At 64.4% G+C, this 22,051-nt stretch carries 26 protein-coding genes; 16 read left to right on the forward strand and 10 right to left on the reverse strand.

The features are described from left to right. The first annotated feature begins 162 nt into the window (after nt 1-162). From NLM33_RS45105 to NLM33_RS45115, 3 genes are all read left to right on the forward strand, one after another. A complete protein-coding gene (locus NLM33_RS45105) occupies nt 163-378 on the forward strand; it encodes a hypothetical protein (RefSeq protein ID WP_254105134.1) in 216 nt (71 codons plus the stop codon). Between the two features lie 42 nt (nt 379-420). Continuing rightward, nucleotides 421-582 carry a DUF2934 domain-containing protein gene (locus NLM33_RS45110; protein WP_254106169.1) on the forward strand — a complete coding sequence of 54 codons (162 nt, stop codon included), beginning with the start codon at nt 421-423 and terminating at the stop codon, nt 580-582. Between the two features lie 98 nt (nt 583-680). After that, nucleotides 681-1,802: a ring-opening amidohydrolase gene (locus NLM33_RS45115; protein ID WP_254105136.1), complete on the forward strand. Its 1,122-nt coding sequence runs from the start codon at nt 681-683 to the stop codon at nt 1,800-1,802. A gap of 68 nt (nt 1,803-1,870) precedes the next feature. On the opposite strand, the gene NLM33_RS45120 is transcribed toward NLM33_RS45115, so the two are convergent. From NLM33_RS45120 to NLM33_RS45135, 4 genes are read right to left on the reverse strand one after another with little or no spacing between them, the layout of a single operon-like run. Beyond that, complete coding sequence (locus NLM33_RS45120) at nt 1,871-2,176, reverse strand: response regulator transcription factor (protein WP_254105138.1); 306 nt, start codon at nt 2,174-2,176, stop codon at nt 1,871-1,873. A 51-nt stretch (nt 2,177-2,227) separates the two neighbouring features. After that, nucleotides 2,228-3,451 (reverse strand): ABC transporter permease, encoded by a 1,224-nt coding sequence (locus tag NLM33_RS45125; protein WP_254105140.1) that lies wholly within the window; start codon nt 3,449-3,451, stop codon nt 2,228-2,230. After that, the gene (locus NLM33_RS45130) at nt 3,448-4,170 is read right to left on the reverse strand and encodes an ABC transporter ATP-binding protein (RefSeq protein ID WP_254105142.1); all 723 of its coding nucleotides are present in this window, start codon (nt 4,168-4,170) and stop codon (nt 3,448-3,450) included. Before NLM33_RS45130 ends, NLM33_RS45125 begins: the two co-directional genes overlap by 4 nt. Beyond that, nucleotides 4,167-5,597: an efflux RND transporter periplasmic adaptor subunit gene (locus tag NLM33_RS45135; protein WP_254105144.1), complete on the reverse strand. Its 1,431-nt coding sequence runs from the start codon at nt 5,595-5,597 to the stop codon at nt 4,167-4,169. Before NLM33_RS45135 ends, NLM33_RS45130 begins: the two co-directional genes overlap by 4 nt. 660 nt (nt 5,598-6,257) lie before the next feature. On the opposite strand from NLM33_RS45135, the gene NLM33_RS45140 reads away from it, so the two are divergent. The 6 genes from NLM33_RS45140 (at nt 6,258) to NLM33_RS45165 (ending at nt 9,167) form a co-directional block, all read left to right on the forward strand. Next, nucleotides 6,258-6,956 (forward strand): response regulator transcription factor, encoded by a 699-nt coding sequence (locus NLM33_RS45140; RefSeq protein WP_254105146.1) that lies wholly within the window; start codon nt 6,258-6,260, stop codon nt 6,954-6,956. Nucleotides 6,957-7,065: 109 nt separating this feature from the next. Beyond that, the gene (locus NLM33_RS45145) at nt 7,066-7,452 is read left to right on the forward strand and encodes a curlin subunit CsgB (protein WP_254105147.1); all 387 of its coding nucleotides are present in this window, start codon (nt 7,066-7,068) and stop codon (nt 7,450-7,452) included. A 124-nt stretch (nt 7,453-7,576) separates the two neighbouring features. After that, entirely contained in the window at nt 7,577-7,969 is a 393-nt protein-coding gene (locus NLM33_RS45150; protein WP_254105149.1) for a curlin, read from the forward strand. A gap of 44 nt (nt 7,970-8,013) precedes the next feature. After that, the gene (locus NLM33_RS45155; RefSeq protein ID WP_254105151.1) at nt 8,014-8,358 is read left to right on the forward strand and encodes a curlin repeat-containing protein; all 345 of its coding nucleotides are present in this window, start codon (nt 8,014-8,016) and stop codon (nt 8,356-8,358) included. A 39-nt stretch (nt 8,359-8,397) separates the two neighbouring features. Continuing rightward, nucleotides 8,398-8,850: a curlin gene (locus NLM33_RS45160; protein WP_254105153.1), complete on the forward strand. Its 453-nt coding sequence runs from the start codon at nt 8,398-8,400 to the stop codon at nt 8,848-8,850. A gap of 17 nt (nt 8,851-8,867) precedes the next feature. Beyond that, the gene (locus NLM33_RS45165) at nt 8,868-9,167 is read left to right on the forward strand and encodes a DUF4968 domain-containing protein (protein WP_254105155.1); all 300 of its coding nucleotides are present in this window, start codon (nt 8,868-8,870) and stop codon (nt 9,165-9,167) included. Between the two features lie 18 nt (nt 9,168-9,185). Here the strand turns inward: NLM33_RS45165 and NLM33_RS45170 are convergent, their stop codons facing one another. Further along, the gene (locus tag NLM33_RS45170) at nt 9,186-10,301 is read right to left on the reverse strand and encodes a preprotein translocase subunit SecD (RefSeq protein ID WP_254105157.1); all 1,116 of its coding nucleotides are present in this window, start codon (nt 10,299-10,301) and stop codon (nt 9,186-9,188) included. A gap of 378 nt (nt 10,302-10,679) precedes the next feature. Between NLM33_RS45170 and NLM33_RS45175 the strand changes: the two genes are divergently transcribed. Both NLM33_RS45175 and NLM33_RS45180 read left to right on the forward strand, forming a co-directional pair. Continuing rightward, nucleotides 10,680-12,587, forward strand: a complete 1,908-nt coding sequence (locus NLM33_RS45175) for an acyl-CoA synthetase (RefSeq protein WP_254105159.1) — start codon at nt 10,680-10,682, stop codon at nt 12,585-12,587. 14 nt (nt 12,588-12,601) lie between these two features. After that, the gene (locus tag NLM33_RS45180; protein ID WP_254105161.1) at nt 12,602-12,739 is read left to right on the forward strand and encodes a hypothetical protein; all 138 of its coding nucleotides are present in this window, start codon (nt 12,602-12,604) and stop codon (nt 12,737-12,739) included. Between the two features lie 13 nt (nt 12,740-12,752). Here the strand turns inward: NLM33_RS45180 and NLM33_RS45185 are convergent, their stop codons facing one another. Both NLM33_RS45185 and purB read right to left on the reverse strand, forming a co-directional pair. After that, the gene (locus NLM33_RS45185; protein ID WP_254105162.1) at nt 12,753-13,925 is read right to left on the reverse strand and encodes a M20 aminoacylase family protein; all 1,173 of its coding nucleotides are present in this window, start codon (nt 13,923-13,925) and stop codon (nt 12,753-12,755) included. Between the two features lie 142 nt (nt 13,926-14,067). Continuing rightward, complete coding sequence (purB, locus tag NLM33_RS45190) at nt 14,068-15,375, reverse strand: adenylosuccinate lyase (protein ID WP_254105164.1); 1,308 nt, start codon at nt 15,373-15,375, stop codon at nt 14,068-14,070. Nucleotides 15,376-15,897: 522 nt separating this feature from the next. Between purB and NLM33_RS45195 the strand changes: the two genes are divergently transcribed. Continuing rightward, complete coding sequence (locus NLM33_RS45195; protein WP_254105166.1) at nt 15,898-16,482, forward strand: TetR family transcriptional regulator; 585 nt, start codon at nt 15,898-15,900, stop codon at nt 16,480-16,482. Nucleotides 16,483-16,532: 50 nt separating this feature from the next. On the opposite strand, the gene NLM33_RS45200 is transcribed toward NLM33_RS45195, so the two are convergent. The 3 genes from NLM33_RS45200 to NLM33_RS45210 all read right to left on the reverse strand — a co-directional run bounded on the left by NLM33_RS45200 (nt 16,533) and on the right by NLM33_RS45210 (nt 18,963). Then, a complete protein-coding gene (locus NLM33_RS45200; RefSeq protein WP_254105169.1) occupies nt 16,533-16,838 on the reverse strand; it encodes a hypothetical protein in 306 nt (101 codons plus the stop codon). A gap of 93 nt (nt 16,839-16,931) precedes the next feature. Beyond that, a complete protein-coding gene (locus NLM33_RS45205; RefSeq protein ID WP_254105171.1) occupies nt 16,932-17,585 on the reverse strand; it encodes a response regulator transcription factor in 654 nt (217 codons plus the stop codon). 7 nt (nt 17,586-17,592) lie between these two features. After that, nucleotides 17,593-18,963 carry a sensor histidine kinase gene (locus NLM33_RS45210; protein WP_254105173.1) on the reverse strand — a complete coding sequence of 457 codons (1,371 nt, stop codon included), beginning with the start codon at nt 18,961-18,963 and terminating at the stop codon, nt 17,593-17,595. A gap of 188 nt (nt 18,964-19,151) precedes the next feature. Between NLM33_RS45210 and NLM33_RS45215 the strand changes: the two genes are divergently transcribed. From NLM33_RS45215 to NLM33_RS45230, 4 genes are all read left to right on the forward strand, one after another. Continuing rightward, the gene (locus NLM33_RS45215) at nt 19,152-19,922 is read left to right on the forward strand and encodes a MotA/TolQ/ExbB proton channel family protein (protein WP_254105175.1); all 771 of its coding nucleotides are present in this window, start codon (nt 19,152-19,154) and stop codon (nt 19,920-19,922) included. Further along, nucleotides 19,919-20,590, forward strand: a complete 672-nt coding sequence (locus tag NLM33_RS45220; protein WP_254105177.1) for a hypothetical protein — start codon at nt 19,919-19,921, stop codon at nt 20,588-20,590. Before NLM33_RS45215 ends, NLM33_RS45220 begins: the two co-directional genes overlap by 4 nt. Further along, nucleotides 20,583-21,191 carry a hypothetical protein gene (locus tag NLM33_RS45225; protein ID WP_254105178.1) on the forward strand — a complete coding sequence of 203 codons (609 nt, stop codon included), beginning with the start codon at nt 20,583-20,585 and terminating at the stop codon, nt 21,189-21,191. The genes NLM33_RS45220 and NLM33_RS45225 overlap by 8 nt, the downstream gene beginning before the upstream one ends. Nucleotides 21,192-21,309: 118 nt before the next feature. After that, on the forward strand, nt 21,310-22,050 hold the full coding sequence (locus NLM33_RS45230) for a metallophosphoesterase (protein ID WP_254105179.1): 741 nt from the start codon (nt 21,310-21,312) through the stop codon (nt 22,048-22,050). Nucleotide 22,051: the final 1 nt, after the last annotated feature.

The raw sequence follows: 22,051 nt of genomic DNA on the forward strand, positions 1-22,051 counted from the left end.
AGTAAGATGACCGGCGGATTCGATGCAAGCGGCCAATTCTAGCCCGCGCGGCGGTTTCGGCAATTGTCCACTCGTCGGGCCCGAAAACCGGTCCGACCGGGAGGGGAGGAACGGACCCCATCCGAGGCCGTTAGCACCGAAAGCAGTGTTCGGTGAGCCGTCATGTCCGATTCTTACGACTATTTTCGTGAGCACGCGATCGCGGCCACCCGCAAGGCGCGTGCCTTGCCGACGGGACCGGCAAAGCGCAAGCAGCGAACCGTCGCGCGCGTCTATCATCTCTTGTCCAGGGAGGCGGCGTTCGCGCCCAATATCCATCATCCGGATGAGTTTCGCGCGGCTCGGCGCCTGGAGCGGCAGATCATGGGGACCGGTTGATCGCTGGGAGACTTGTGATGCCTTACCCCGGTCGATGAGCAGATTCGCGCACGTGCCCACCACCACAGGGAAGAAGCCGGACGGCCGGAGGGCCGCGCCGGCGAGTTCTGGCACCGGGCCGAGCGCGCGGTTGCCTTTGACGACGTGGAGTGGTCGTCAGCGCCGTCTGCTGCAATTCTGTGCAGCGGTTCGATGACAGCCTGACGAAAGCGACAGCAGATTTTGCAGTCTGGAAATCCTCGTGCCGGCCACTATGCTCGCTGTGCGGTCGGCCGCTGCATCGCCACCGCGAGGGGGGTGGTATGCGCACAACATCGGTCGGCGTCGTTCGCATTGCCACCAAAGGGCCGGGCGACGTGGCAGGCCTTTTGGGGATGATCGAGCAGGGCGAGATCGATCCGAAGGCGATCCTCGCGATCCTGGGCAAGACCGAGGGCAATGGCGGCGTGAACGACTTCACGCGCGAGTATGCCGTGGCCGCGCTCTGCACCGCGCTTGCGCCCTACGTCGGGCTCGAGCCTCATCAGGTCGAGCAGCGCATTGCCTTCGTGATGTCCGGCGGTACCGAGGGCGTGCTCAGCCCGCACATCACCGTCTTCACGCGCCAAAGCATCGCGCCGGCGCCGGCAGGTCTTGCGGGAAAGCGGCTCAGCATCGGCATGGCACAGACCCGGGATTTCTTGCCTGAGGAGCTTGGCCGCAGTGCGCAGATCGAGGAAACGGCAAAGGCGGTAGCGTCCGCCATGGCGGATGCCGGCATCACCGAGCCGAAAGACGTGCATTTCGTCCAGATCAAATGCCCGCTGCTGACCAGCGAGCGTGTCGAGGCGGCCTCCGCGCGCGGCAACACAACCGTGACGACAAGTGCCTACAGCTCGATGGCCTATTCGCGCGGCGCCTCCGCGCTTGGCGTCGCGGTGGCGCTCGGCGAGATCGAGGGCGGGATCCGCGACGAGGATGTGCTGCGGCGGTTCGAGCTGTTCTCGTCGGTGGCCTCGACCTCGGCGGGGATCGAATTGATGCACAACGTGGTCATCGTGCTCGGCAACGCGGCGTCTTCGGCGAGCCCATTCGAGATCGGCCATGCCGTCATGCTGGACGCCATCGATGCCGCTGCCGTGATCGAGGCGCTCGCAAGCGTGGGGCTAAAGGCGGGATCGATGGCCGATACGGGCCGCGAGCTCGTCAATATCTTCGCCAAGGCGGAGGCTTCGCCGAACGGCAGCGTCCGCGGTTTTCGCCACACGATGCTGGAGGATACCGACATCAGCGCGACACGGCATGCCCGCGCCGCCGTTGGCGGCCTGATCGGCGGTCTTGCGGGAAGCGGTGCTGTCTACGTCTCCGGCGGGGCCGAGCATCAGGGGCCTCCGGGCGGCGGCCCTGTTGCCGCCATCGCGCGGGTCGCCGATGATTCCGATTGAGCGCAGCGGAGGGAGTATCCCCGTGCTCATCGGTGTTCGGCCGGCTGACGGCGGCCAATGCAACGCGGTCACTTCGCGGCGCTGTTCACGCTGCGATGGTGGATCGACACGGGAGCCGAATTGAGCGTCGGACCGGAGGCACTCACGAGGTCACTGCGCAGCGATGGCGAAGCTGCGTGAAGCGCGAAGATGATGGCAATCTGAGTCCGGTTCTGAAGGCGGTATTTGCGCATGATGTTGCCGATATGCGCGCGAACCGTATTTTCGGAGATCTTGAGCTCGTAGGCGATGTTCTTGTTCTGCATGCCACGGGCAATCAGCATCATGAGCTCGCGCTCACGCGGTGTTGGTGTGATCGGTACGCTTGTATTCATGACCAATTCCTCCCTGGCATGAAGGTTGATGTGACCATCCCAGCATTTTTCTCACTCCACCTTGAGCGCTTCGATCGGACTGAGCTTGGAAGCCATGTGGGCGGGATAGAACCCGAAGATCACACCGGTCACGGCTGAAAATCCTACGGCGAGGCCGATCGACTGCATGTCGACCGCGGTGACCCAGCCGGCCATTCGCGCCACCGTCATCGACATCGTGACGCCGCCGACGACGCCGATGGCGCCGCCAAGAAGACAAAGGACGAGAGCTTCGCAAAGGAATTGCAAACGAATATCGCGCATCCGGCCGCCAAGCGCGCGGCGAATTCCGATCTCGCGGGTGCGCTCGGTGACGGACACGATCATGACGTTCATGATGCTGATGCCGCCGACGAGGAGCGAGACCGAGGCGATCGCGAACAGCAGCAGCGCCACGGTGCGGATGGCGCCCTGTTGCGCCTCCATGGCGGCCGCGGGATCCTGCACCTTGAAATCGTCGGCCTGGCCTGCGGGAATCCTGTGTCGTTGCCGCAGCAGGCCCTCGATCTCGCTGGTCGCGCCCGCCATCTGTGTATCGGAGGCAACCTTGACGAGGATATAAGCAATGGCGTCCCGGTTGATACCGCTCGCGCTGCCGAGAAAGCGCAGCTTGGCGGTGGTCAATGGAACGAAGGCGACATCGTCCTGCGCCGGACCTTTGCGATCGAGCACGCCGATGACTTCGAGCGGGACCTGCATGATCCTGACTTGCGCGCCGATCGGATCGTCGCCCGGCGCGAACAGCTCCTTGGCGGCGGCACTGCCCAGAATGACGACCTTCGCGGCGCTCGCTTCCTCGGCCGCGGAGAAGTATCGTCCGGATGACAATTGCCAGTCGCGCACCATGAAGTGCGAAGTGGTCGTGCCGTTGATCGTGGTGTTCCAGTTCTTGGCTTCCCGGATGACTTGCGCGGTGCCCGCGACCGAACCCGCCGCGGTCTGGATCTCAGGAATCTGATCGAGGATCGCCTGCACATCACCTTCGGTCATCGTCAGCTTGGTGCCGGCCTTCATGCGAACCGCACCCTGTTGAACCGCACCCGGCATGATCATCAGCACGTTGGAGCCGATCGAGCGGATCTGCTCCTCGACTCGAAGCTGCGCGCCCTTGCCGATGGCGAAGACGGTGACGATCGAGGCCACGCCGATCACGATACCCAGGATGGTCAGGATGCTGCGTAGCGGATTCAGGCGCAGCGCGTGAAGGGCAGTCTGAAGGGCCTGATATGCCGTCATGATGCCCAGACCTTGTTTGGCATTGGGTGACACATCTCATCCGCGACGACCTCGCCGTCATGCAGGCGAATGGTTCGTTCGCAGCGCGCGGCCACGCTGGAATCGTGGGTGATCATCACGACGGTCTGGCCGCCGTCGTGGAGTGCGTCGAACAGGGCCAGAATCTCGGCGCCGGTCCGGCTGTCGAGCGCGCCGGTCGGCTCGTCCGCGAGCACGATTGCCGGCGAGGCGACGAGGGCTCGCGCGATCGCAACGCGCTGCTGCTCGCCGCCGGACAGTTGTCGCGGATAATGCCGCGCCCGGTGCAGCATGCCGACCGCCTCGAGGCACTGTTCGGCGCGCAGCATCCGCTGCTTGTGGCGGATGCCGCCATAGACGAGGGGCAGCGCCACGTTCTCGACCGCATTGTGCCGCGCGAGCAGATTGTATGATTGGAACACGAAGCCGATGGCGTGCGCGCGCAGTGCGGACCTGCGGTCATCAGGCAGATCGGCGACGTCGCCTCCTTCCAGGAGTATCGCGCCCTCGCTCGGCCGATCAAGCAGTCCGATCATGTTCATCAGGGTCGATTTGCCGGACCCCGACGGGCCCATGATGGCAAGACTTTCACCGCGCCGGATGTCGAAGCTGACGTCGCGCACCGCGGTCACCGCGACGCCGTCGCTCCGGTAGGTGCGACAGACCGATCTGAGGCTGACGAGCGCGGGCAGGGCGGTCATGATCCGAACCTTATGCCGAGAAGTTCCATGCCCGCAGGCCGGATCGCCTGTCCGACCGCGACCTGGCTGCCTTCCGCCAAGTCGCCGCTCTTGAGCGCGACCTGCTCGGCGCCGTCGGCGCCAACCGTGACCGAGATGCGCTTGAGCGACCCCGTGGGCGTGCGCAGCCATACGCCGTCGCGGCTCTGGGCCGTCGATGGCTGCGTGCCGCTCGGCTGGAAGCGCAGCGCGGCGACCGGTACCTTCAGAACGTCGTCCTGGCGGTCGACCACGATCTTGACGAGTGCGGTCATGCCGGGAAGCAGTGCGCCGTCGAGGTTGGAGGTCGACAGCACGACGGTATAGGTCACCACGTGCTGCTGCGTCTGCGGCGCCTTGCGGACCTGTCGCACGATCGCTTCGAAGCGGCGGTCGGGATAGGAATCGACAGTGAAGTGCGCGCGCTGGGCGGCGGCGATGCGTCCGATATCCGCCTCATCGACCTGGGCGTGGATCTCCATGTCCTCGAGCCGGTGCGCAACAAGGAAGGCGGTTCGCGCCTCGAGGCCGACCGCGAGCGTCTGGCCCTCGTTGATGAACCGGCCGACGACCACGCCGTCGATTGGAGAGCGGATGATGGTGCGGTCGAGATCGGCCTCGGCGGCGCGGAGAATAGCCTCCTTCTCCGGCACTGCCGTCCTCGCCTGCCGGAGCTCGGCCTCGATCCGGCGCACGTCGGCGGTGGCGCCCTCGACGGCGTAGGCGTTCAGCGTCACCAGAACTTCCGCCTCGCGCTCCTGTGCGAGGCGCGCGGTGAAATCGGTCTGCGCATCCTCGACCGTCGTGGCCGCTACCACGTTCTGCGACTGCAACGCCAGTTTGCGCTGGAGCGTCCGCTGCGCCGACGCCTTGACGGCCTGGGCGCTGTCGAGCTTGGCTGCCAGCACCGCCCTTGTGCCCTTCGCATTCTCCAGGTCGATCTTGCCGCGGTCGAGCTTGGCCTGCTCCAGCTCGACATTGGCGCGCGCCATCTCGATCGCCGCCTTGGCTTCGTCGACCTTGGCCGCAAAGCTCCGCGGGTCGATCTGTGCCAGCGGCTGATCCTTTCGCACATTGTCGTTGAAGTCGACGTAGACCTTCGAGATCTGCCCCGACAGTTGCGAGCCCACCTCGATCGTCTTCACCGGCTGAAGCGCGCCGGTCACCGTGATCGTCTGCTCGATGCTGCCGCGCTGGATCGAGGCGTAGCGGAACATCGGCGGGTCGGAGCCGAAGGTCGGAGCTTCATGTGCGGCGGGGAGAATGGTCTGCGTGGTTGCGCGATAGGCGTGTCCGGCTTCGTTTGCGATCCAGATGGCCGAAGAACGCAAACCGGCGGGATCGATGGCAAAAGTCGCCGCAAATGCGGAAACGCCACCCAACGCAACGAGGATTGGCACAAAACGCATATTGAAACCCCGGCCTTATCAAAAAGAAGACCGTCAGGCACAATCTGCACCCTCACGCACAGGTAGTAATCCCTGCGCTATCGCTTGACGGTCCAGCAATATGTCGTCGCTTCTAGGCGCCTGGTCGTGTGTGCTCCATGAAACAAACGTCAAGTTGTGTGCCGTCGATCCACCACTATTGGGATGATGGATATACTTCGGGATTCGTCGCGGCCACAGAATCGATCTTTTTCAATCACTAATTGTAGAATGTGCTATGGTGTGGTGGGGATATGGGCCGGTCGGAGCATACTGATTTCTGCTCGTGTATGAGAGCGCGCCATGACCACGTGGGCGACACGGCAGCTGCTTCAGCACATTCGTCGCACGGAAGCTCGGCCTTCCGCATCCGCAACGCTGCGTCATCTCGGCGGCGATGCCGCGATCTCACGCAAGACCAGGCTTAATGATCATCGTCGAATGCGAAGCAGTGTTTCGTCGCCTGCACATGCGGCGCGTTGTCATCGATCTGTCGCATCGAAGGGAAGGCGCAGGAAGTGTGAACTAGCCCACAGCAATGTCACGCCGCTGCACTAGGATGGTTGGTTGATTGCATGTGAGGAAACCCGGCGCCGATCGGTTCTCACGACAAAAAGTTATTGGACGAGGAGACTTTGAGTCATGAGCACGCGCCCGCCAACGATTTACGTGATTGACGACGATGAGCAAATAAGGACCTTGCTTGGAGATATCTGCCACGACGCCGGACTTGAAGTGAAGCTGTTCGGCTCGACCGACGAATTCTTGGTGGAGCAGCTCTCCGATGGTCCGTCGTGCCTGGTGCTCGACGTTCGCTTTCCCGGCACCGCGCCGACCGGGCTCGATCTGCAGCGAACGCTGGCCGACTCCGGGGTCTTGGTTCCGATCGTGTTCATCAGCGGCCATTCCGACATCCGCACCTCGGTGGAAGCGATGAAGCGCGGCGCGGTGGAATTCCTGCCCAAGCCATTTCGCGAGCAGGAGTTTCTCGATGCGGTGCGGCTCGGCGTGGAACGCGACCGCAGGCGGCTCGAGCGCGAGCTCGTTGTGCGCCAGGCCTGGCAGCGCTTCGAGGAGCTCACGTCGCGCGAGCGCGACATATTGCTGCTGATGGCGGAGGGACTTGTCGCCAAGCAGATTGCGGCCAGGCTGAATGTCAGCGAGGTGACGGTGAAGGTGCACCGCGCGCGCATGATGCGGAAGCTTCAGCTGCGTTCACCCATCGAGGTGGTGAGGCTCGTCGACAGCATCAGGCCGAACGTTGCGACGACACGTCAAGGCGCGGTTGCGTCAAATGGTGCAAAGTCGCACGTGGCATCTAGTCCGTCCGGACTAGCATGAACCTCAGTCTATCAAGCGTCGCGTCGACGGTTCAGAGTATCCCGCATGATGTCGCAGAGTTTTGCATACGACATCGCAAACGCTAACCTTGGCACGAAAGGGATACTCCATGCGTAAGTTCATTCTTGCTTCCGTCGCACTCTTCGCTCTCACCGCCGGCGCCCGCGCCGACAATACCGCGACCACCTTCCAAATCGGCCTCGTAAACGGCTCCTCCGTGAACCAGCAGGGCCACGTGAACGACAGCTCGACCACCACTCAGGTCGGCCTCGTGAATGGTGCGCTCACCCTGCAGGGCACGACCACGCCTTCGCTCAACAACACCAGCTCAGTGACCCAGGTTGGCGCCGTGAACGCGGCCATCACCGGGCAGATTGCGACCGGCAACAACACCAGCTCGATCGGCCAGTTCTCGATCGGTGGCCCGCCGAGCAACTTCGCTGCCGTTGGTCAGATCGGTGGTGGCCTGAACCTCAGCTCCATCACGCAGCACTAAGCCAGCCCCGTACCTACCTGGGCGCGTCACAGCGCGGGCGCGCCCGGGCCATATTCCAAAATAATTGCGATCAGGCTCGTTGATGAAACGGCGGATCGACCAGTTGCTACTACGGAGAGTTCACATGCGGATCAATTATCTAGTCGCGACGGTCGTCACGCTCAGTGCGCTGACTTCTGTCCAAGCCAAAGCTGACAACACGGTCAGCGTGTTGCAGTTCGGAACGACGAATGTTTCGTCTACAGCGCAGAGCGGCCCGGTGAACAATACCGCGACGACGCTGCAATTCGGTGCCAACAACAACGCGACGAGCGTGCAGTTGGGATCGCTATCCTCGGTCAATTCGGCGACAATCGGACAGGGCGGCACGACGCCTACCGCGACCAATAATGCCGCGGTCGGTCAGTTCGGCGGCTCCAACACGAGCCTGATCGGTCAGATCGGCTTGAACAACACGGCCGCCGTGGGCCAGCTCGGACTCCTGAACGGCTCCACCATCCTGCAGGCAGCCCCGTGACGTGAGGTCGTACCGAGATCTCGACAACAATGTGGAGGCATGTGATGAACAAGCATCTTCTGGCCGCTGCGATGGTAGCTCTCGTCTCCTGTTGCGCAGTGAGCGGCCCGGCACGGGCGCAAAGCGCCGACATCAAGACGATCGTCTCGGTCAACGGGCCGCCGGTCGTATTGAACCAGAACAGCTCGACCAACATGGCCGGCATATTCATGGTCGGCGGCACGACCAGCGCGACGGTCACCCAGAACGGAACCAACAACGCCACCGGCATCCTGCAATTTGGCGGAACGAACAGCGCTTCGCTCTCCCAATTCGGGAACTGGAATTCCGGGTTCGTTGGCCAGGTCGGCCTGAACAACACGTCGCACGTCACGCAGACCAGTCCGTGAGATCCGAGCTTCGTTCGGACGCGTTGGGAGAAAGATCTCATGAGATGGCGCAGTCAAATCTGGGCGGCGACCGCAGTCGCCGCCGTAGTCGCGGCGAGTACCGAAGCGTCCGCCGGTGCAATCAAGACCGGCGCGTCCAACGACAAGATCAGCGTCGAGACGGTCTTTGCGTTCGGCAATGATCAGAAGCCGGTGGTGGTCGAGGAAAACGGCAGCAAGCTCAACTTCGTGCAGGTGATCCAACTCGGCGGTGCGGGTCCGGTGGGTGCAACGATTATCCAAACCGGAGCGACCAACTATGCTAACGTCATGCAGACCGGCGGGACGACGAGCGCCGCGATCGGTCAGTTTGGCGCGAGCAATACGGCGAACGTCATGCAGATGGGCGATGTCACCGGTACGCTGCTTGTGCAGGTTGGCGACATGAACCGGGGCAGCGTCAGCCAGTTCGGTCGCTTCAACTGGGCAGCCATCTTCCAGTTCGGGCGGTGATTGCAAGAGGCACGCACATGAAGCTCGTTCTGTTTGCAGCAGGAGTGGTGATGATGGTGTCGGGCGGAACGGGGCCGGCATCGGCCGGCAATGACGGAGACGGTCATACGACGATCGTGGAGGATGCCAACGGCCGGACGGTGATCACCCAAAGCGGCGATCCCGCTCAAGTCGAAGTGCGGATCGAGAAAGAGCCCGGGCGCACGACCGTCTACCGCAAGAGCGGCGGAAACACCGCGGTCGTGACCCAGAGCACGAATCCGGCGGATCTCCCGCCCGCCTTGCGCGAATGGTTGCGGAGCCACTCCGGGCAATGAAGACCGAGGCGGCGGCGCCTAGCGGCTCGCTGCGCCTGGCTCCACGACCTTCTGCTCGACTAGGGTCAGACGTCCGGGAAGTGCCGCAGCGACCAGCTTGCTGGCGACGCTGCTGGCCTCTTGAACCGTGAAGTTTCCTGAAATCTGCCCTTGGCCACCGGTGATCGGCTCGCGGATGACTGGTGCCGCGATCACCTTGTCCTCGAGCACGATGGCAAACGGCTTGCCGACATTTTCTTCGGTGGCATGGGCAAATCGCCGCTGGCCGCGGGCGTTGAAGCGGAAGCTCACGATCGGATCGTGGGTCCTGGAGTCGTAGCCCGGCGCGGCATCGCTGAGGTCGTCGCCGTCGAGCAGGCCTTCCTTCAGCACGAGCCAAGGCGCATTGTCCTTGAAGCCGTAGAGAACGTCGGAGCCTGCGGGCAGGGAATCCTTCAGGGCGTCTTGGGGAGAAGTCGAGATATCCACCATGCGGAAGCTGACCCGCACCTTTTTCGCGAAAAGCGCAGCGACCCGATCGGGATCGGTCACGCCCGGCAACACCAGGCGAATGCGGTCGGCCCCGTCGGGCAGCACGCCGGCCGGCTTGATGTCGATGTCGTACAGGCGCTGGTCGATCATGGTCATGGACCGGTCGACCAGGTCGCGCAGATAGGCAGCGAAGGCGGCGTCCGTTGGCGTGAACCTGATCTGTCCGCTACCTGCATCGGCCACGGTGACGGGGCTGCCGGGGATCGGCGGGTAGTCCTTTGGGGCGGTCAGCTTGGCGAGCACGCGGTCGCGGTCCTTCGGCTCGGTGATCCTGATCTCGACGCCGCCGTCGCGGATCGCAAGGCCGGAGAAAGGAATCCGGCCATCGTGCACGATGCGATAGAGATCATCGCGCAGATCGTTCACCGTCCTGTCGCGCAAGGCGCCGGCGTCGACCTTGAACACCATGCGTGAGCCGCCCTGTTGTGCGATCGCCTTTTCGGCGAAGGCTCCGATCTTGGCACGCATCTTGTCGACCGGCGCATCCTCGGCGCGCGCCGCGTGCAGGGGGACGGCGACTGCGGCGCCGAGGACGAGAGCCGCGATCAGCCCGGTCGTCCCGTCACTCGTCCTGCGTCCAAAGGCCCACGTGTCGATGGTCATGGCGTCCTCTCTTCCGGCAGACGGCGCCTGCCACGAAACGTCGGTCGTAACCTCAGTCCCTTGGTCCCCCCGCCGGTTAAGGAGGTTCAATCGCCAAATCACCCCTAGCCCGGGTGCAGGCGGCCATGCTTTGATGCCACGTCCAACGAGGCATCCCTGACCGGTCTCGGCGTCTGCCATTTCTTCGGCAAGCGCCTGGAGAGCGAGGGGCCCTAGGTGAAAAGCCTGCGCCGAATTCCGGCTTCCGGAGGGCATGGACGGCGGCCAAATCATCGATCATTCTGTCAGCTCTTGATCCGCGCGGACGGATCGAGCCCCGCCTGAAAGCAAACTCAAACAAGCCAGGCGGGCACCAGACATGAGGGAGGATGGACGGAAATGGCGGGCATTCACGCGCTCGATCGGATCATCGGCGAGGACTATCCGGAATTGGCCACGGACGAGCAGGTCCGTGCCCTGGAGCAGGTGCCTTACGCGGAGCGCATCGCGGCCGAAAGCACCTATGATGCGATCAGGCTCGGGGCGGCCGGCAATCCCGATGCGCCGGCGATCCAGTTCCTGCCCAATGCCGATCCCGCCGATGTGCCGCTGGTCATCTCGCACCGTGACTTCGTCGCGCGCGTCACGCAGGCCGCCAACATGTTTCACGCGCTGGGTGCGGGCAAAGACGACGTCATCAGCTTCATGCTGCCGCTCCTGCCCGACGCTTTCGTGACGCTGTTCGGCGCGGAGGCCAGCGGCATTGCCAATCCCGTCAATCCGCTGCTGGAGCCGCATCAGATCGCTGAGATTCTGGAGGCCGCCAACACCACGATCCTGGTGGCGCTCGGCCCCGTGCCCGGCACGGACATCTGGCAGAAGGTCGAACAGATCCGCCCATCCCTGAAGCGCCTCAAGGCCATCGTGCAGGTCGGTGGCGGCGGCGATCCCGCGAACGGCATCTTCGCCTTCAACGATCTCATCAAGCAGCAGCCGGCGGACCGGCTCGTCAGCGGCCGCAAGATTTCCGGCAGCGACATCGCCGCCTATTTCCATACCGGAGGCACCACCGGCACGCCAAAGCTCGTGCGCCACACCCATGCCAACCAGGTCTACCAGGCGTGGGGGCTCAACCTGCTGCTGAAGTCGAAGCCGGGCGGCAATCTCCTGTTCGGCATGCCGCTGTTTCACGTCGGGGGATCGCTGACGCAGGTGCTGACGACGCTTGCGGGCGGCGGCTGCCTCGTCGTGCTGTCGCCGTCCGGCTGGCGCAATCCCAATGCGGTGAAGAACATCTGGCAGCTCGTCGAACGCTTCAAGCCGGAGGCGCTGTCGAGCGTGCCGACCGTGCTTGCGGCGACGCTCGCCGTGCCGCCAGGCGGTGCCGACATTTCGAGCCTGAAATTTGCCGCCGGCGGCGGCTCGGCGATTCCGGTGGCGGTCGGCTCCGCGATCCAGGACAAGCTGAAGCTCCCGGTGGTCGAGGTCTACGGCATGACGGAAACCTCGAGCGTGCACACCATGGCCTATCCGGACCGGCCCATCCGTCTCGGCTCGGTCGGCCTGCCGATGCCTTACGCCCGCGTGCGTATCGTCAAGCTCGACGGCGGGGGACGGCTCGAGCGCGACTGCGCCGTGGACGAGATCGGCGTCGTGATCATGGCCGGGCCCGGCGTGTTCGGCGGTTATCTCAACGATACTCACAACGAGGGCGCTTTTGTCGACGAGGTCTGGGTCAATTCCGGCGATCTCGGCCGGCTCGATGCGGACGGCCATCTCTGGATCACCGGCCGCGCCAAGGATCTCGTGATCCGCGGCGGTCACAACATCGATCCGGCTCCGATCGAGGAGATCATGTTCCAGCATCCGGCCGTCGGCTTTGCCGCCGTGGTTGGCCAGCCCGACGCCTATGCCGGCGAGCTCCCCGTCGGTTACGTGCAACTCAAGCCCGGTGCCACGGTCGAGCCGGGCGAGCTGGAGACCTGGGTGCGCGAGCGCACGCCCGAGCGCGCCGCCGTGCCTGTGCAGATCATTTCGATCGATCCCATGCCCGTTACCGGCGTCGGCAAGGTGTTCAAGCCGCAACTGCGCTGGAATGCAGCCCAGCGCGTGTTTGCCAAGGTGCTGACCCCGGTCACCGAGAAGGGCATCGACTGCAAGGTGAAGGTCGGCGCGCATGGCAGCCACGGCTCGATCGCGACGGTGACGATCGCAGGCGTGCCGGACGGCAAGCGCGAAGAGGTCGCAGGCGAGGTGCACAAGCTGCTCGACCCGTTCGTGATGCGGCATGAGGTGGTGTACGCGTAGGCTTCTTCGAAGGGGTGAGCGTCGCCAGGAACATCATCGTTCTCTGGATGGACCGCGCCGCGGGGGTCTTCATCCCCCGCATCGCCTTCCACTCCGACGACGACGAGCGCAGCTTCGTCGAGTTTTCCGGCAAGCGCGCCGGTGTCGCGTAATGGGTTGGGTGGCTTAGCCCGCCGGCATCGTCTTCTCGATCAGGCGCACCCAATAGGACGCGCCGTGGCCGAGAATGTTGTCGTTGAAGACGTAGGCGGGATGGTGGCACTCATTGCCGTCGCCCATGCCGACCAGGATCATCGCGCCTGGACGCGCTTCCAGCATGAAGGAGAAGTCCTCGGCGCCCATCATCGGAATGAATTTTTCGTTGACGCGATCGGCACCGGCAATCTCGCGCGCGACCTCGGCGGCAACGCCGGCTTCGCGCGCGTGGTTCATCGTCACCGGATACATGCGGCTATATTTGGTCTCGGCCGATCCGCCATAGGCGCGCGCCACGCTGTCGGCGACCTCGCCGATGCGGCGCTCGACCAGATCGCGCACTTCGGGATCGAGCGTGCGCACGGTGCCGCTGAGCTCGGCGACCTCAGGAATGATGTTGAACGCCGTGCCGGCGTGGAACTGGGTGATGGAGACGACGGCGGATTTCAGCGGATCGACGTTGCGCGCGACGATCGATTGCAGCGCGTTGACGATCTGCGACCCGATCAGCACGCTGTCGATCGATTTGTGCGGGCCGGCGCCGGCATGGCCGCCCTTGCCGTGAACGGTGATCTGGATGTTGTCGGAGGAGGCGAGCATCGCGCCGGGGGTCGTTGCGAAATGGCCCTCGGGCAGGCCTGGCATGTTGTGCATGCCGTAGACCTCCTGGATGTTCCAGCGGGTCATCATGCCGTCGTCAACCATCGCTTTGCCGCCGCCGCCGCCTTCTTCGGCCGGCTGGAAGATCACGACGGCGGTGCCGTCGAAATTGCGCGTCTCGGCGAGATACTTTGCGGCGCCCAGCAGCATCGCGGTGTGCCCGTCATGGCCGCAGGCGTGCATCTTGCCGGGAACTTTCGAGGCATAAGGCACGCCCGACGTCTCCATGATCGGCAGCGCGTCCATGTCGGCGCGCAGGCTGATCGTTCGGCCGGACGTAGCCTTGCGGCCGCGGATCACGCCGACCACGCCGGTGCGGCCGATGCCGGTCACCACCTCATCGCAGCCGAACGCGCGCAGCTTGTCGGCAACGATGCCGGCGGTGCGGTGCACCTCGTAGAGCAGTTCCGGGTTCTCGTGGAAGTCATGGCGCCAGGCGGCCATTTCGTCGGAGAGTGCGGCAACACGGTTGATGACGGGCATGGGGGATTTCCGTTTCTTGTTGGATTGCCGAGGATAGCGTCATTTCGGGGCGATGCGAAGCATCGAACCCGGAATCCAGAAGTTGCGGCGCGAGATTCCGGGTTTCACGCGCGATGCGCGTGCCCCGGAATGACGACGAAAATCAGCTCTCCCCGAACACGCGCTTGAAGATCGTGTCGACGTGCTTGAGGTGATAGCCGAGGTCGAACTGCTCCTCGATCTCGGCGTCCGAGAGATATTTCTTCACCTCGGTGTCCTTCTTAAGGAGCTGCAAAAAGTCGCCTTCGCCGCGCCAGACCGGCATCGCATTGCGCTGCACCAGCTTGTAGGCGTCCTCGCGGCTCGCGCCCTTCTGCGTCAGCGCCAGCAGCACGCGCTGCGAATGCACGAGGCCGCCGAGGCGGTCGAGGTTCTTCTGCATGTTGGCGGGGTAGACCAGGAGCTTGTCGATCAGGCCGGCGAGGCGGACGAGCGCGAAGTCGAGCGTCACGGTCGCGTCCGGACCGATCATGCGCTCGGCAGAGGAGTGTGAGATGTCGCGCTCGTGCCAGAGCACGACGTTCTCCAGCGCCGGCGTCACATAGGCGCGGACCATGCGCGACAGACCCGTGAGGTTTTCTGACAGCACCGGGTTGCGCTTGTGCGGCATCGCGGAGGAGCCCTTCTGCCCTTCCGAGAAGAACTCCTCGGCTTCCAGCACTTCGGTGCGCTGGAGATGGCGGATTTCCACCGCGAGACGTTCCACGGAGGAGGCGATCACGCCGAGGGTAGCAAAATACATCGCGTGGCGATCGCGCGGGATCACCTGCGTCGAGATCGGCTCCGGCGTGAGCCCCATCGCTTTCGCAACATGCTCTTCGACGCGCGGATCGATCTGCGCAAAAGTGCCGACGGCACCCGAGATGGCGCAGGTCGCGACTTCCTTTCGCGCCGCGATCAGGCGCTCCTTGGCGCGCGAGAACTCGGCATAGGCAAAGGCGAGCTTGAGGCCGAACGTCACCGGCTCGGCATGGATGCCGTGGGAGCGGCCGATGGTCGGCGTCATCTTGTGCTCGAAGGCGCGCTTCTTCAGCGCAGCCAGAACCTTGTCGAGATCGGCGAGCAACAGGTCCGCGGCGCGCGTGAGCTGGACGTTGAGGCAGGTGTCGAGCACGTCGGAGGAGGTCATGCCCTGGTGCACGAAGCGCGCCTCGGGGCCGACGATCTCGGCGAGGTGGGTGAGGAAGGCGATGACGTCGTGCTTGGTCTCGCGCTCGATCTCGTCAATGCGGGCGACGTCGAAGGTGGCGTTACGGGTCTTGTCCCAGACCGTCTTGGCGGCCTCTTTCGGGATCGTCCCGAGCTCGGCGAGCGCGTCCGCCGCATGTGCCTCGATCTCGAACCAGATCTTGAACCGCGTCTGCGGCTCCCAGATCGAGGCCATTTCCGGGCGGGTATAACGGGGGATCATCGCGAGGCGCTCCAGGTGGGGCGGGGCGCGCCTGAGGGCGCAGACACCGGCCAGAATGCTTTTTACGCCGCGATTTAGCAGAGCGGGGGGAGCGAAACAAACGGCTTGGCACCGCAAACGGGGGATTTGCCCGGCGTTTTCGCGGGACTGTCAATCACGAAAAGCTGACTGACAGATATTGAAATCTGTCAGCAAGACGTGTATATCCGTCTTCGGACGCTCCGATTGGGCGTCCCGCGAGTCCATCCCGGGGCCCGGGTCCGAAACAAACGGACCCCTGGGCCGTAACCAAGAGGGTGGGTCGTGGACGAAGTGGAGACTTACGACAATGACGACCGAAATCATCAATATCGCCGGGCAGATTGGGCACTGGCTCAATGTGCTGGTGGCGCGCCAGATCGCGGCGCAGGCTGCAAAACTGCCGCATTAACGCAAGAGCTTTCCGAACGACCGGCACGGCCGCTTCGGAATGCGGCCTGATCGCCGGGTGAATGGCCCCTCTCACGGGAACATGGTGCTGGCATGAACGAAGCCGTTGTCTTGACGCCGGAGCGCATCCTCGAAGTCACCGAGGACGTGCTCAGGCGCTATGGGCTTGCCAAGGCCACCGTGGTCGACGTTGCCCGGGCACTGGATGTGAGCCATGGCAGCGTCTATCGCCATTTTCCGAGCAAGGCCTCGTTGCGCGAGGCCGTGGCCAAGCGCTGGCTCGAGCGCATGGATGCGCCGCTGCGCAAGATCGCCCAGGATACGGGACCTGCGCCGGCGCGGCTCGAGGCCTGGCTGCGGACGTTGTTTGCCGCCAAGCGCGAGCGCGTCTGCGACGATCCCGAGATGTTCCAGACCTATCTGACGCTCGCGCGCGAAGCCTGCGCGGCGGTGAAATGCCACAAGGACGGCCTGGTCGAGCAGATGTCGGCGATCCTGTCCGACGGCGTCAAGCAGGGTGTGTTCGACGTCGCCGACGCCAAGGTGACCGCGCGCGCGATCTTCGATGCGACCAGCCGCTACCACCATCCCGCCCACGCCGACGAGTGGAAGGACGCCGATCTGCCCGCCCGCGTCGACGCGCTGCTGACGCTGCTACTGCGCGGGTTGAAGGCATAAGGCCGACGCTTCATCATTTCGTTCTGGCGCAGCAAAGACCCGGTGGCCGCTTACCCTCTCGCCTTGTGGGCGAGGGGGCCGTCGCGAAGCGAAAGCGGATGAGGAGGCTTTCTCCGCGCGTGGATGGCGGCATCGGTCGACGGCACAACCGGCGGGCTTTCCGGATATGGATTGATCTCGATTTCGACGACGTCCCTTGACCGCTTTCGAAGGCGGTAGAAGGTAAGCTCCTGTTCGAGCATGGGGCAGCGGAAGCTGACGGCAGCCGTATCTGGCAGGCGGCAGAGCTCGTCGATGAGTTCGCCTACGGTAATGATCGGGGGATGGGCGACTGTCTTATGATTAGCCTTACTCATGGCGTTACTCCTCCACTGCGTTACTAACCGGAGCTGAGTGGTCTCAGTTCCGCTGGAGCGCCGCTCAACGGTCTCTATGCGTCAGCATTGCTGCTAGATCCGCGTTAGTCCGCAGCTCGCCGCCAGCCGCACGAGTTGCGCGTCCGTCCGCGCGCCGGTCTTGGTCTTGATCAGATAGTGGTAGTTCTGCACGGTCTTCACACTGAGATTGAGGTGCGAGGCGATCTGCTCGGTGGTGGCGCCGCCGACGAACTGCCGCAAAATCTCGATCTCGCGCTCGCCCAGCTGATCGAGCACCGAGCCCGTCGGTGACAGGCTCTCTTCGGCCAGGACATGGGCGATGTCGTCGCTGATGGCGCGCTCGCCACGGGCAACCGCGCGGACGGCTGCGACCACCGCCGAGGGCTCGCTGCTCTTGGTGACGAAACCGCATGCGCCGGCGCCAAAGGCAGCTTTCACCAGCACGGCTTCGTTGTGCATGGTGAAAACGAGAATACGCGCGCGGGGATCGCGCGCGCGGATATTGCGGATGGCTTCCAACCCACTGGCGCCGGGCATCGAGATGTCGAGCACGACGACGTCGGGATCGTGCGTCTTGAAGGCGCCGTAGGCGTCCGCGGCATTGTCGGCTTCGGCGACGACATGCAAATCGCCCTGGCTTTCCAGGACGCGCCGGTAGCCTTGCCGGACGATCGGATGATCGTCGACCAGCAGCACCGAGATGCCCTTTGCCGTTACCTCCGTCATGTCGGCCTCATGCGGCCAGCGGAATGGTCGCCGCCACGCTCAGCCCGCGATTGGCACGCGCGATCGACAGCGAGCCGCCGGCGGCTGCAACGCGCTCGCGGATGCCGGTCAGCCCGAAGCCGGCCGACTGCGCCACCCGATCTGCATCGCCGCCGCCGTCGTCCTCGACGCGGATCAGGAGGGCATCGTCCTTGCCGGCGCGCCGCTCGATCCGCAAGTTGATCTCGCGCGCCGCGCTGTGGCGCAGCGCGTTGGTCAGGCATTCCTGGGCGACGCGGTAGGCGGTGGTGGCAGCCTGGCCACTGATGTCCGCAAGATCGCCCTTGAGGTCGAGCTGGATCGTCGGCTGTGTCGCGCTCTGTGAGCGCCAGCTATCGACGAGATTGACGAGGCTCGCCTCAAGCCCCAGCTCCTCCGGCAGGGGATTGCGGAGCCGCTTCAGCGTATCGCGGAGCGACGCCATGATGCGGTGCCCAGCCTGCGAGATCATGCGTGCATCCTGTGCGATCCCGCTCGCATTCGTCTGCTTCGCGCCTGCCGTCTCGATGGTGCTGGCGAAGGCGAGGATGGCGGACAGATTTTGGCCGAACTCGTCATGCAGCTCGCGGGCGAGCGCGCGCCGCTCGTCGTCGCGGATCTCGAGCAGGCGCCTGGTCAGCGCCGCGCGCTGCTCGGTCGCTTCCTCGAGCCGCCCGCCGAGCTCGCCGACGGCCTTGCCGATCATCGCAAGCTCCATGGAGCGGAAGCGCGGCAGCGGCGTGCGGTACTGTCCGCGCGCCATCCGTTGCAAGGCGGTCACGATCGAGCGGGCCGGTGCGAGCGCATGCGCGATCGCAAGCGAGGCTAAGAGCGCAATCGCCACCGACATCAGGAGCGCGACGTCGATCACGTTGAGAATGTACTCCCAGGCGAGCGAGATCGCTGCAGCCGGATCAGGCGTCGCCACCACCGTGCCGGCCGCGGCCGCGCGCGGGCTCACCGGCCGCACGACTTCGGCATGACTGCCGAGGAAGGTCGGGACCAGGGACGCAAACCAGCGCGGCGGGGTCTGGCCGATTCCCTGGCTCTGGCCGCACAGAGGTTTCTCGAATGCAGCCGCTGGCTGGAACTGCACGCAGACACCCGGCGCAATCAGCTTCATCGTATCGAGCGTGCGCCAGTCCGGAACCGGTACGAGATGCTCGCGCATCCTGTTGCTGCGCAGCAAGAGCTCGCGCCAGTACAGCGCCTCCAGCGCATGTGCGACCCGCTGGGCGGACGCGGCCGTGGCGCGATCGACGCTGCGATAGGCATCAAACGTCGCCCAGACCGTCGCGGCGGTCAGGCACAGCGCGACGATCACAAGCAAACGGGCGACGAGCTGAAGCACGAGGCGCATGCGATCACCCCCAACGTTTGGTAAGGTCACGATAACAACGCCGCCGCATCTTGCCAATCGCGGGAGCTGACGGGCGATGCTGCTCGGGAAAATTTCCCAAGCCGTTTTGGGCATGGCTCTTTGGACTGCGCGCGGCGGCTTTGATCTAATCGGCGACGGGTCGTTTTTGGACCGGGGAGCGAGACAGCATGAGTTCGATCACCATCGGCAAGAGCGCGCCGCCTGCGGCCGACCCGTCGGAGCGGAGCGCACTCCTGCTCTGGATGGTCTTTACGGGCCTGTCGGTCTTCGCCGTCGTGTTGCTGTGGCGCTTTGGCCTGATCCATCTGATGGTGGTCTCCGACCGCACCTACATTTCGAGCTTGATCGCGGTGCTCTATGTCGTCACCTGCGGCCATTGCTTCTGGCGGACCCGCGCGATCGCGCGGGAAGGGGCGGCGGCGCGGCGCTGCCGTGCGGTGCTGTCAACCAAGGACGGCAGCAAGGCGCTCGATACCACCGGCACATCGCTGCCGCCTGGCCTCGTCAGGGATCACATCGAGAGCCTGGTGACGAAAGCCGCGGCCCAGGACTATCGGGCGGTCGACCAGACGCTGCTGTTGCGGACGCTTGTCGACCGCCTGCGCGGCTCCAACGGGTTCGGCGCCTTCGTCTCGGATACGCTGATGAAGCTCGGCCTGCTCGGCACCATCATCGGCTTCATCATCATGCTGGCGCCGATTGCTGGACTGGACGCGGCCGACAAGGTCGCGATGCGATCCTCGATGGGGTTGATGAGCGATGGCATGGCGGTCGCGATGTACACGACGCTTGCCGGCCTCGTCGGCTCGATCCTGGTTCGCATCCAGTACTACATGCTCGACGCCGCGACCCAGCGGGTGTTCTCCGACGCCGTCGTGCTGACCGAGACCTACGTCACGCCGGCTCTGGAACGCAAGCGTCCGGGAACGCCGCCATGATGGATGATTTCGGGCTCTATCCGCGCGAGGAGCCGTTCGATCCGCTCGGCGTGATGCTGTTCAAGGCGCTCCAGGTGATCGCCTTCCTGTTCTTCCTCGCACTTCTTGCCGTCTCCCCGGACGCCAAGGACGGCAAGATCGATTCCAAGGCCGAGTTCATGATCACGCTGGACTGGCCGGACAATCACCCCGACGATCTCGACCTGTTCGTGCAGGATCCCGCCGGCAACATCGCCTGGTACCGGCATCGCGAGGCCGGCTTTCTCACCCTCGACCGCGACGACCGCGGCGGAGCCAACGACTTCATCGTGGTCAACGGCAAGAAGATCGCATCCCCCATCCGCGAGGAGATCGTCACCGTGCGCGGCATCGTCGCCGGCGAATACACCGTCAACGTCTCGCATTTCCAGGCCACGACCAACGAACCGGTCGCGGCGAATGTGAAGGTACAGAAGCTCAACCCGACCGCGCAGGTGATCTTCGACAACAAGCTGACGCTCAACCATACCGGTGACGAGAAGACGGCGGTGCGGTTCCGGCTCGATGCGGAAGGGAAGGTCGTCAACGTGGACCAGCGGCCGAAATCGCTGCTGGAGACGTTCCGCAGCAGCTGGCGCAACGGCGCGGATATCGATCCGAAGACCGGCGTGAGGATGCGCCGTGACTAGCCTGCAACTGGTCATTCTCACGATTTCGGTCGCTTACGCCGTGATCGGCGCGCTGCTCCTGGTCGTGCTGGTCTATGGACGCATGCACTGGTCGCTGAAGGCCATGGCGGTCATTGTGACCAGCGTCTTCTACCTCGTCAGCTTCGGCGCAATGCGCGGGCTGCTCGGCTGGGCTACCACGGACCGGCTGCCTGCGTCGTTCAAGCTGTTGGCGGCGCGCATCGTCGAGCCGCATTCGCTGGAGGGTGACCCCGGCTCGATCTATCTTTGGGTCGAGGAGCTCGACGAGGACCACCGGCCGAGCGGCATCCCGAGGGCGTTCCGCGTTCCCTATAATGACGCGCTGGCCGAGAAGACCCATGCTGCGGAGAACGAGATCGCGGCAGGACACCCGCAGGGCGGGCGCGCCGCGGATTTTGGCGGCGGTGACGGCACCATCATCGACATGGTGCGGGAATATGTAACGCCCAAGGCCGTGATTGAGACGGCCGGCGGCGATTCATCGACCGGCGAATTCACGGCTCCGCCGGCGGGTAGCGCGCAGGGCGCGGTGTTTACCCCGCTGCCGCCGCCCAGAATGCCCCCCAAGGACGAGCAGTAGGTCCAACCATTTGCCCTGGGGGCGACCGCTGGTCAACGGCCGCGCGCTGTCGCATCTTGTTGACGTCCCTCAAATTGGCTTTATCGGCATACGAATAGGATTTGAGGGTGGAGGACGCGTGCGACTGGCCGTCTTTTCGGATATCCATGGCAACCGGCAGGCTTTTGACGTGTGCCTGAAGGCGGCGCGCGAGCGCGGCGCGGAGCGCTTCATCCTGCTCGGCGATTTCGTCGGCTATGGCGCCGATCCGGAATGGGTGGTCGATACAGCGATGGAACTGGTGGCTCACGGCGCCGTCGCTGTGCGCGGAAATCACGACCAGGCGGTCCAATCGTCGGCCGAGACCATGAACGCCGAGGCGCAGATCGCGATCGAATGGACCCGCGGCCGGCTCGATGCCGCGCAGCGGCGCTTCCTTGCCGAGCTGCCGATGTCCATCGAGGATACCGACCGGCTCTATGTGCATTCGGAAGCCTCGCACCCGACGCGATGGCACTATGTTCGCTCGACCACGGATGCCGCGAAAAGCCTGATCGCGACGCCGTGCCACGTCACATTCTGTGGTCACATTCATCGCCCGGCGCTCTATTCGATGTCGGTGACCGCGAAGATGACGAGCTTCGTCCCCAGGACCGACGTTCCCGTGCAGCTCCTGCGCGGCCGGCAATGGCTCGCGGTGATGGGCTCGGTCGGCCAGCCGCGCGATGGTGACCCCTCCGCCTGCTTTACGCTGTTCGACACCGAGAGCTGTCAGATCACCTATTGCCGTGTGCCCTATGACATAGAGGCGGCGGCGAGCCGGATCCGGGAGAACGGCCTGCCGCATTGGCTGGCCGACCGGCTGTCGCAGGGGCGCTGAG

Origin of the sequence: Bradyrhizobium sp. CCGUVB1N3 (genome assembly GCF_024199925.1) — a bacterium.
In the GTDB taxonomy this organism is placed as follows: domain Bacteria; phylum Pseudomonadota; class Alphaproteobacteria; order Rhizobiales; family Xanthobacteraceae; genus Bradyrhizobium.

Bases quoted from the DNA above. Each gene is read 5' to 3' on its own strand.
- NLM33_RS45105 (WP_254105134.1), top strand. From the start codon at position 163: ATGTCCGATTCTTACGACTATTTTCGTGAGCACGCGATCGCGGCCACC.
- NLM33_RS45115 (WP_254105136.1), top strand. From the start codon at position 681: ATGCGCACAACATCGGTCGGCGTCGTTCGCATTGCCACCAAAGGGCCG.
- NLM33_RS45120 (WP_254105138.1), bottom strand. From the start codon at position 2,176: ATGAATACAAGCGTACCGATCACACCAACACCGCGTGAGCGCGAGCTC.
- NLM33_RS45125 (WP_254105140.1), bottom strand. From the start codon at position 3,451: ATGACGGCATATCAGGCCCTTCAGACTGCCCTTCACGCGCTGCGCCTG.
- NLM33_RS45130 (WP_254105142.1), bottom strand. From the start codon at position 4,170: ATGACCGCCCTGCCCGCGCTCGTCAGCCTCAGATCGGTCTGTCGCACC.
- NLM33_RS45135 (WP_254105144.1), bottom strand. From the start codon at position 5,597: ATGCGTTTTGTGCCAATCCTCGTTGCGTTGGGTGGCGTTTCCGCATTT.
- NLM33_RS45140 (WP_254105146.1), top strand. From the start codon at position 6,258: ATGAGCACGCGCCCGCCAACGATTTACGTGATTGACGACGATGAGCAA.
- NLM33_RS45145 (WP_254105147.1), top strand. From the start codon at position 7,066: ATGCGTAAGTTCATTCTTGCTTCCGTCGCACTCTTCGCTCTCACCGCC.
- NLM33_RS45150 (WP_254105149.1), top strand. From the start codon at position 7,577: ATGCGGATCAATTATCTAGTCGCGACGGTCGTCACGCTCAGTGCGCTG.
- NLM33_RS45155 (WP_254105151.1), top strand. From the start codon at position 8,014: ATGAACAAGCATCTTCTGGCCGCTGCGATGGTAGCTCTCGTCTCCTGT.
- NLM33_RS45160 (WP_254105153.1), top strand. From the start codon at position 8,398: ATGAGATGGCGCAGTCAAATCTGGGCGGCGACCGCAGTCGCCGCCGTA.
- NLM33_RS45165 (WP_254105155.1), top strand. From the start codon at position 8,868: ATGAAGCTCGTTCTGTTTGCAGCAGGAGTGGTGATGATGGTGTCGGGC.
- NLM33_RS45170 (WP_254105157.1), bottom strand. From the start codon at position 10,301: ATGACCATCGACACGTGGGCCTTTGGACGCAGGACGAGTGACGGGACG.
- NLM33_RS45175 (WP_254105159.1), top strand. From the start codon at position 10,680: ATGGCGGGCATTCACGCGCTCGATCGGATCATCGGCGAGGACTATCCG.
- NLM33_RS45185 (WP_254105162.1), bottom strand. From the start codon at position 13,925: ATGCCCGTCATCAACCGTGTTGCCGCACTCTCCGACGAAATGGCCGCC.
- purB (WP_254105164.1), bottom strand. From the start codon at position 15,375: ATGATCCCCCGTTATACCCGCCCGGAAATGGCCTCGATCTGGGAGCCG.
- NLM33_RS45195 (WP_254105166.1), top strand. From the start codon at position 15,898: ATGAACGAAGCCGTTGTCTTGACGCCGGAGCGCATCCTCGAAGTCACC.
- NLM33_RS45200 (WP_254105169.1), bottom strand. From the start codon at position 16,838: ATGAGTAAGGCTAATCATAAGACAGTCGCCCATCCCCCGATCATTACC.
- NLM33_RS45205 (WP_254105171.1), bottom strand. From the start codon at position 17,585: ATGACGGAGGTAACGGCAAAGGGCATCTCGGTGCTGCTGGTCGACGAT.
- NLM33_RS45210 (WP_254105173.1), bottom strand. From the start codon at position 18,963: ATGCGCCTCGTGCTTCAGCTCGTCGCCCGTTTGCTTGTGATCGTCGCG.
- NLM33_RS45215 (WP_254105175.1), top strand. From the start codon at position 19,152: ATGAGTTCGATCACCATCGGCAAGAGCGCGCCGCCTGCGGCCGACCCG.
- NLM33_RS45220 (WP_254105177.1), top strand. From the start codon at position 19,919: ATGATGGATGATTTCGGGCTCTATCCGCGCGAGGAGCCGTTCGATCCG.